The following is a 6,559-nucleotide window of genomic DNA, read 5'->3' as shown; positions in this document are numbered from 1 at the left end:
CCCTCAAGTCGCTGCAACTGGCGGCAACCGGCGGGTGGTGGGCACATAGCTGCTGTCCCAGCCGCTGCCCTGCGCTTCCCACCCGCCGGTTGCCGCCAGTTGCAGCGACTTGAGGGTGACGATGTCCGTCTTGCCCAGCGCGCGGGCGATCTCCGGCCGTGTGACGATGGCGCAGGCGGCGCCATCGGACACGCCGCAGCAATCGAACAGGCCCAGGGGGGCGGCCACGATGGGGGCCTTGATCACCTGTTCGGCCGTGATGGGCTTGCGCAGATGGGCCTTGGGGTTCTTCGTGGCGTTGGCGTGGCTCTTTACAGAGATATGGGCCATGGCCCGCTTCAGATCGTCCGCCGCCACCCGGTGGCGCGCGGCATAACCCGACGCCAGTTGCGCAAACGCGCCGGGGGCCGTCAGGTTGGCGTTGGTGGCGTCATAGAACGGCCCGCGCGAGGCGGCGGGAAGGCCGCTATAGCCGGCATCCTTCAGCTTCTCCATCCCCAGCGCGAAGGCGATGTCGCAGGCACCGCTGGCCACGGCATAGGCGGCCCCGCGCAGCGCCTCCGTCCCCGTGGCGCAGGCATTTTCCACCCGCGTCATGGGGATGTTGTGCAGGCGCAGCGCCAGCGCCAGCGGAATGGCGCCCGGCCCCACGGCATTGCCGGCATGGCCGAACCAGCCGGCCTCCAGTTGTGACGGGTCGATGCCCGCATCGGCGATGGCTTCTTCGAACGCCTCCACCATCAGGCTCGGGCCGTCAGTGTCCCACCGCTCCCCGAATTTCGCACATCCCATGCCCAGGATGGCGACCTTGTCCTTGATCCCGCTGGCCATTGTCGGTCCTTTTAGCTTTTGCTGCGCCCTCAGATGCCGGGCGCCGCCATCCGGCGGCTTGGCTTACGCGCCATGAGGCGCACGGCGGCGGTCGCCGCCATGTATGGGCGGTCAAACATCTTGACCGCCGACTTCCCCAGCATCCGGGGCGGCTTTCCAGAAATATTGCGTGAAGCCACGGGCATCGATGCGCTTGATCCGGAACATCATGCGCATGCGCGCACCCGGCTGCGGGACGTTGTCGCCCACATCGACGATGTCGGCGATCATCCGGCCGCCGCCATCGAAATCGATCATGCCGTAATGGCTGGGCGGGTCGGGGGAGAAGGCCAGATGGTCGGCCGTGACCGTGACCAGCCGCGCCGGCCGGTCGGCCAGCGGATAATCATCCTGTGTATCCACCATCCGCGCATTGGGGGCGACGGAGATGGCACTTTTCGGATATTGCACCGTCCCGGTCACGCGGCATTTTCCCCCCACCAATCCCAGGACCGTCTTGCGGTCGCGGTAGAGGGCGGCATGGGAGGTCTTGAGGTCCAGTTCGGCGCGCATGCCGGCCTCCAGCACCACCTCTCCCCGGAAATGCAGGTGCTTCAGGTAATTCTCCTCCGGCCGCCGCCGGGACAGCCAGCCATCGACGCCCAGGCCGCCCGTGCCCTGGCCCGCGCGGTCGGTGGTGCGGAACAGCAGCAGGTCCACGCCCTGGCCGAAGGCAGCCAGGGCAATACATTTGCCGGGCCCGGCATGGGCCAGCAGCCGCGCCAGCAGCAGCAGCGGATGGGCCGCGCCTGTGTAGCCCAGGTCCCCATGCATCCCGTCAACCAGACGGTCGGGCGCAATGCCGATGGCCTTGGCGACCTGTGCGTCGACCCCCTGTGCGGGCAGGGCCAGGATCAAATGGTCGATGTCCCCGGCACTGACGCCGTTCCGGTCAAGCCCGTCGTGGATGGACCCTGCCAGCAGGCGCAGATAGCCCTCGTCCCGGACCCAGCGCCCTTCCCAGGCATAATCATGATCGCGGTCGCTGGCGCGGTAATGATCGACGAAATCGACGGTGACGCTGTGATGGCCGATCAGTTCCGCGATCAGGTCCCGTGTGCCGGTCAGCAGCGCGGCTGCCCCGTCGCCATTCAGGAACTCATCCGTGGATGCCGGCCGCGCCGGCCTTTTGTCGGCGGCAAGGCAGAGCACGGGGGCGTCGGCCGCGCGTGCCGCATCCAGTGCCGACAGCAGGGCGGCGGTGCCGGCCCGCTGCGACCCGCCCACATCCATCGATCCGACCGTGTCGGGCAGGGTCAGCGCCTCCTTGACGATCCCGGCATTCTGCCGGTCGGCGAAGGGCAGTGTAGTGGAGGCCAGGATCAGGCGGTCCACCGCCTGCCGGTCATGCCCGGTCAGGCAGTCGCGCGCCGCCTCCACCGCCATGGTGACGGTATCCTCGTCCCAATTGGCCATGGACCGCTCGCCCTTGCCCAGGCTGGCCAGGGACGGGTTGTACCAGGCGGTGGCGGCGGCGATGGCCCGGCGCTGCAGGCGCAGCAGCGGCACATAGGCGCCAATGGCACTGATCCCGACATTCATCTTCTTCCCGGCCGTCATCACAGCGGGTCCCAGTTGATGATGTCGGTGGCGCTGCGCAGCGGCTGCATGCTGGATCGCAGGGCTGGCATCAGCGTGTCGGCGCAGCTTTGCGGGGTCCAGCCGGCGGCATTATGCATGGTGCGCAGGATGGTGGGCCGGGAATAGAGGAACACCTCATCCCCGCGCACGCCGAAGATCTGGCCGGTAATGTCGGCCGCGTCGTCGGCGCACAGATAGGCCGCCAGCGGCGCGATCTTTTCCGGCGTCAGGGATTTCAGCTTTTCCGCCCGCTCCCGGTTCACGCTGTCCAGGGGGACGCTGTCGACCAGCCGGGTCCAGGCCGTGGGCGCCACACAGTTGGAGCGCACGCCGAAACGCTGCATATCCAGCGCGATGGAAGTGGACAGGCCGACAATGCCCGCCTTGGCCGCCCCGTAATTCGCCTGTCCCACATTGCCGATCAGGCCGGTGGTGGAGGTGAAATGCACGAACGCGCCCGATCCCTGTTCCCGGAAATGCCGCGCCGCCGCGCGGGAGACCAGGAAGCAACCGGTCAGATGCACGTTCAGCACATCGTTCCAGTCAGCCAGGCTCATCTTGTGAAAGATGCTGTCGCGCAGGAAGCCAGCATTGTTGATGACGGCGTCGATACGCCCGAAATACCGGATCGCATCCGAAATGATCGATGCCGCGCCTTCCGGGTCGGCGACGCTGGCATGGTTGGCCATGGCCGTGCCACCGGCGGCACGGATCTGGGCCACCACATGGTCGGCGGGTCGGGCGTCGGTACCGTCCCCATCGGCCGAAACGCCCAGATCATTGACCAGCACCTTCGCACCTTCCTGGGCGCAAAGCCGGGCGATGGCGGCACCGATGCCCCGGCCGGCGCCGGTGACCACGATGGTTTTTCCCGTCAGCATGGTCATCGGATATTGCCCCGCCGGGCACCCATCCCGGTCCTGATCATCGCGTTCATGGCGACCTTCCTTCCCATTTTCTGCTTGCAGCTTGGATCGAACCGACATAAGCGTCAAATTCATTTGAAATCATCAACATGCCTTGATGGAATGACCGGACATGGATCTCAGGCTGAATTACGTCGTCGCCGTCGCCCGCACCGGTTCCATCACGGCGGCGGCCGAAGCGGTGGGGGTGACCCAGTCCGCAATCACCAAAAGCGTGGCCAGCCTGGAAAAACAGATCGGCTATTCGATCTTTCATCGCACGCCGCGCGGATCGTTCCTGACGGCGGAAGGGCGTGACTTCATTGATCGTGCGGCACGGCTGGTGGATGACACGCGCGAATTGCTGCGCCGGCCTGCCGAACAGGACCGGGACTATGCCGGTACACTGCGCATCGGGGTGGGGCCGGCCTCGCTGGAATGGCGTCTGCTGGCGCCGCTGGCCCTGCTGCTGAAACGCCACCCCGGCATCAAGGTCGATGTCAGCGGATCGACGTTCGAACGCACGGTGCAATTGCTGCGTGCCGGCACGGTCGATGTCGCGTTGGGTTTCGATGCCGCCTATGCCGACTGGCCGGATATCCACCGCGAGACAATCCGCGCCGTCCGGTCGGTGAATTTTGTGCGCAAGGGGCATCCGCTGCTGGAACGGCCGGCGCTTACGGCCGCCGATCTGGCGGAATTTGACTTTGTCAGCCCGTCGGACGGCCGCCCCTATGGCGTGGCCGTCCGCAAGATCTACGAGGATGCCAATATCGAATGGCACAAGCGGGTGCATGTCGTGGACTATTTCCCCTTGGTCCGCCAGATCGTGGCCCAGACGAACGCCATCGGCGTCACGACGGAGTTTTTCGCCGGCACCCCTGCCTTCCAGGCGGATTTTGTGGCGCTGGAGGATATGAGCCTGCTGCCCCCCTCCACCATGTGCTGTGCGGTCCGCAAGCGCTGGGACCCCAAGCCCATCGTGCGCGCCTTCATCCGTGCGGTAAAGGAAACGCAGGGGTGAGCGTGTTATCCGCTTAACCGGGCGCGGGATAGAAGCGCCGCCCGCTGGCCGCCATCTCCCGTAACTGCGTCGTGGGCGTGAAACGGTCACCATGGATGCCGGCCAGCCGGTCCAGCGTCCGCACCACATTCTCCAGGCCCAGATTGTCCATGTGGCTGAACGGTCCGCCCGTGTGGGCGGCGAAGCCCCAGCCGAAAATGGCGCCGATATCGCCGTCTTCCGGTGCCGACAGCACCCCTTCCTCCATACAGCGCGCGCATTCGATCAGTTGCCGGTACAGCAGCCGCTCGCGCACCTCCTCCGCCGACGGCTGTTCGGCGGCGGGATGGAAATGCTGTGTCAGGCCGGGCCACAGGCGCTTGGATCCGCCATCGGCCGGATAATCGTAATAGCCCCGGCCGTTCTTGCGGCCCCGCCGGTCCAGGTCCATCACCATCTTTTCCAGCACCTGATCGGCGGCGCTGGGCCGATAGGCCGGGCCCATTGCCTCACGCGTCGCCTGCATGACCTTGAGGCCCAGTTGGATGGACACCTCGTCCGACACGGCCAGCGGCCCCACGGGCATGCCCAACTGCCGGCCCATATTCTCGATCAGGGCCGGATTGATGCCCTCGGCCAGCATAGTCGTGCCTTCGCCGACATAGGTCGCAAAGCAGCGGGAGGTGTAGAAGCCCCGGCTGTCATTGACCACGATGGGCGTCTTGCGGATCTGGGCGATGAAGTCCAGCGCCTTGGCCAGCGCCCGTTCGCCCGTCTTGGGCCCCAGGATCACCTCCACCAGGGGCATGCGCTCCACAGGCGAGAAGAAATGGATGCCGATGAAATTCTCCGGCTTCGACCAGGCCCCGGCCAGCGTGCCGATGGGCAGCGTGGAGGTGTTGGAGCCGAAGATCGTGTCGGGTCCCAGCACCGCCTCCACCTTGCGCGTCACCTCCGCCTTGATGCCGGGATCTTCGAACACGGCCTCGATCACGAAGTCCGACCCGGCCAGGGCGGCGAAGTCCGTGGCGGGGAGGATGCGGGCCAGGGTCTGTGCCGCTTTTTCTTCGGTCAGGCCGCCTTTGGCGACGCGGGCGGCCAGTTCGGTCTGCGCATGCGCCTTGCCCTTTTCCGCCGCCGCCAGATCGCGGTCCAGCAGCACGACCTCCATCCCCGCCTGGGCCGCCACGGTGGCGATGCCCGCCCCCATCATGCCGGCGCCCAGCATGGCCAGCTTGGCGGTCGGGGCGGGGGCCACGGTCGCCGGTCGCCGGGCGCCGCGTTCGGCCGCCTGTTTGTTCACGAACAGGGTACGCACCATGGAACGGGCCTGGGGATTGGCCAGGACCTTGGCGAAATATTTGGATTCCACCCGGATGGCCCGGTCCATGGGCAGTTGCAGCCCTTCATAGACCGCCGACAGCAGCGCGGCGGGCCCGTGGATATTGTGCTGGGTCTGCTTCACCATCATTGGCACGGCGCCGATGAAATTCTGCACGAAGGCCGGGTTCATGGCACCGGCCCCGCCCGGCACCTTGAAACCTTTGCGGTCCCAGGGCTGGGTATGCGCGTCGGGGTTGGCCATGACCCAGGCCCGTGCGGCGGCCAGCGCCGTGCCCGCCGGCACCACCGCGTCCAGCAGTTTCAGTGCCAGCCCGTCCGCCGGGCGGAACAGCTTGCCCTGCAGCATATGGGTCAGGGCCGTCTGCACACCCGTCAGGCGCGGCATGCGCTGTGTCCCGCCCCCGCCGGGGATCAGTCCCAGCAGGCATTCCGGCAGGCCCAGTTGCGTTTTGGGGTCATCGCCGGCAACACGGTAATGGCAGGCCAGGGCCAGTTCGAACCCGCCGCCCAAACAGGCCCCCTCAATGGCGCAGGCCACGGGTTTGCCGCAGGTTTCCAGCCGGCGCAGCAGGCGGTTCAGGTCGAACACCCGCTCGAACAGGCCGCCCAGGCCGTCACCATCGCCGGTCAGCAGCGCTTCCATGGCTTTCAGGTCCATGCCCGCCATGAAGCCGCTTGGCTTGCCCGACGCGATGACGATGCCCTTCACGGTGGCGTCATTGGCGATCCGGTCGAGCAGCAGGCCGAGGTCGGACAGGAAAGGCGCGCCGATGACATTCATCGACTGGCCGGGCACATCAATGGTCAAGGTGGCGATGCCATCGGCGTCGATGTCGTAACGGATGGATTGGGTCAT

The 6,559-nt window shown here is 66.6% G+C and carries 5 protein-coding genes; 1 reads left to right on the top strand and 4 read right to left on the bottom strand.

Features of this window, described 5'->3' with window-relative positions; all coding sequences use genetic code 11:
- Positions 1-3: 3 nt before the first annotated feature.
- The 3 genes from KBA48_RS22705 to KBA48_RS22695 form a co-directional block, all read right to left on the bottom strand.
- Entirely contained in the window at positions 4-831 is an 828-nt protein-coding gene (locus KBA48_RS22705) for an acetyl-CoA acetyltransferase (protein WP_292910654.1), read from the bottom strand.
- A 111-nt stretch (positions 832-942) separates the two neighbouring features.
- Positions 943-2,430 carry a 3-oxoacyl-[acyl-carrier-protein] synthase III C-terminal domain-containing protein gene (locus tag KBA48_RS22700; protein WP_292910652.1) on the bottom strand — a complete coding sequence of 496 codons (1,488 nt, stop codon included), beginning with the start codon at positions 2,428-2,430 and terminating at the stop codon, positions 943-945.
- Entirely contained in the window at positions 2,430-3,338 is a 909-nt protein-coding gene (locus KBA48_RS22695) for an SDR family oxidoreductase (RefSeq protein WP_367273865.1), read from the bottom strand. Before KBA48_RS22695 ends, KBA48_RS22700 begins: the two co-directional genes overlap by 1 nt.
- A 151-nt stretch (positions 3,339-3,489) precedes the next feature.
- On the opposite strand from KBA48_RS22695, the gene KBA48_RS22690 reads away from it, so the two are divergent.
- Positions 3,490-4,380 carry a LysR family transcriptional regulator gene (locus tag KBA48_RS22690; protein WP_292910650.1) on the top strand — a complete coding sequence of 297 codons (891 nt, stop codon included), beginning with the start codon at positions 3,490-3,492 and terminating at the stop codon, positions 4,378-4,380.
- A 13-nt stretch (positions 4,381-4,393) separates the two neighbouring features.
- On the opposite strand, the gene KBA48_RS22685 is transcribed toward KBA48_RS22690, so the two are convergent.
- A complete protein-coding gene (locus KBA48_RS22685; RefSeq protein ID WP_292910648.1) occupies positions 4,394-6,559 on the bottom strand; it encodes a 3-hydroxyacyl-CoA dehydrogenase NAD-binding domain-containing protein in 2,166 nt (721 codons plus the stop codon).

The organism is Niveispirillum sp., from assembly GCF_017996735.1.
Classification (GTDB): Bacteria; Pseudomonadota; Alphaproteobacteria; order Azospirillales; family Azospirillaceae; genus Niveispirillum.
This window is presented reverse-complemented; position numbering and strand designations above follow the sequence as displayed.